Below are 1,444 nucleotides of genomic sequence, written 5' to 3'. Positions count from 1 at the left end.
GCATGACGAACACGGTGGAGCGGGAGCCTGAGGCAGCGGCTGAAGGCCTGTCGCATCAGTTGCGGTCCGCGGAGACGACAGCGGATGTCGCGGCGGCGTTGAAGGCGTCGGGCGCGGTCGACGGCCTGCTCGCGCAGATCGACAGCGGTGATCTGCAGTTGACCGGCGACGGTGGCCTGCTGCCGGGGCTGCTGAAGCTGGCGTTGGAGCGTGGGCTGGCGGCGGAGCTGACCGATCACCTCGGCTACGACAAGGGAGATCCCGAGGGGCGGGAGCTGCCGAACTCCCGCAACGGGTCCACGCAGAAGACGCTCGCGACGGAGGTCGGCCCGGTCCGGTTGGCGGTGCCGCGCGATCGTGACGGGTCGTTCACGCCGCGGCTGGTGCCGAAGGGCCAGCGGCGCCTCGGCGGCCTCGACGACATGATCATCTCCCTTTACGCGGGAGGGATGACATTGCGGGACATACAGTTCCATCTGCACAGCGTGTACGGCACGGAGATCTCACCGGAGACGATCAGCAAGATCGTCGACGAGATCTCGGACGCGGTGATGCAGTGGCAGAACCGCCCGTTGGAGGCGTTGTACCCGGTGATCTACCTCGACGCGATCGTGGTGAAGGTCAAGGACGGCGGACACACCCGCAACAAGGCCGCGCACATCGCCGTCGGCGTCGACATGGCCGGGATCAAGCACGTGCTGGGCATCTGGGTGCAGCAGACCGAGGGCGCGTCGTTCTGGGCGGGTGTGTGCGCGAACCTGGCCAATCGCGGCGTCAAGGACGTGCTGATCGTGTGCTGCGACGGGCTGACCGGCTTCCCAGAGGCGATCGCCGCCACCTGGCCGCTGACCACCGTCCAGACGTGCGTGGTGCACCTGATCCGCGCCGCGCTGCGGTTCGTATCGTACAAGGACCGTAAGGCCGTCGCCGCCGCGCTCAAGGACGTCTACCAGGCCGTCGACGCCGACGCGGCCAAGGCCGCGTTGGAGGCGTTCGCCGCCTCCGAACTCGGTGCCCGGAATCCTTCGGTGGCAGCGACTTTCGTGCGTGCCTGGGCGGAGTTCACCCCGTTCCTGGCGTTCCCACCCGAGGTCCGCCGGGTGATCTACACGACCAACAGCATCGAGTCGCTGAACTACCAGCTGCGCAAGATCATCAAGAACCGGGGCCAGTTCCCCAACGACGCCGCGGTGGTCAAACTGCTGTGGCTGGCGATCTGCGACATCGAGGACAAACGCGCATTGGCGCGGGCGAAGGAACGAGGCAAGGCCAAGAGCGGACGCAAGGCCCTCGGCCGGCTCGTCGAAGGGCAGGTCGTCACCAACTGGAAGAAGGCCATCGAACAGCTGTCGGTGGCCTACCCCGACCGAATCGACCAACACCTCTAAGCACAGCTAACAGAAATCACCAATCAGGAACTTACACAGAAAACTTGACAAGCTCC

At 65.9% G+C, this 1,444-nt stretch carries 1 protein-coding gene; it reads left to right on the top strand.

What is annotated here, in order from left to right; all coding sequences use genetic code 11:
* Positions 1-14 precede the first annotated feature (14 nt).
* The gene (locus ABD908_RS27310) at positions 15-1,388 is read left to right on the top strand and encodes an IS256 family transposase (protein WP_385924289.1); all 1,374 of its coding nucleotides are present in this window, start codon (positions 15-17) and stop codon (positions 1,386-1,388) included.
* The last annotated feature ends 56 nt before the right edge of the window (positions 1,389-1,444 follow it).

The organism is Tsukamurella soli, assembly GCF_039541155.1.
Classification (GTDB): domain Bacteria; phylum Actinomycetota; class Actinomycetes; order Mycobacteriales; family Mycobacteriaceae; genus Tsukamurella; species Tsukamurella soli.
This window is presented reverse-complemented; position numbering and strand designations above follow the sequence as displayed.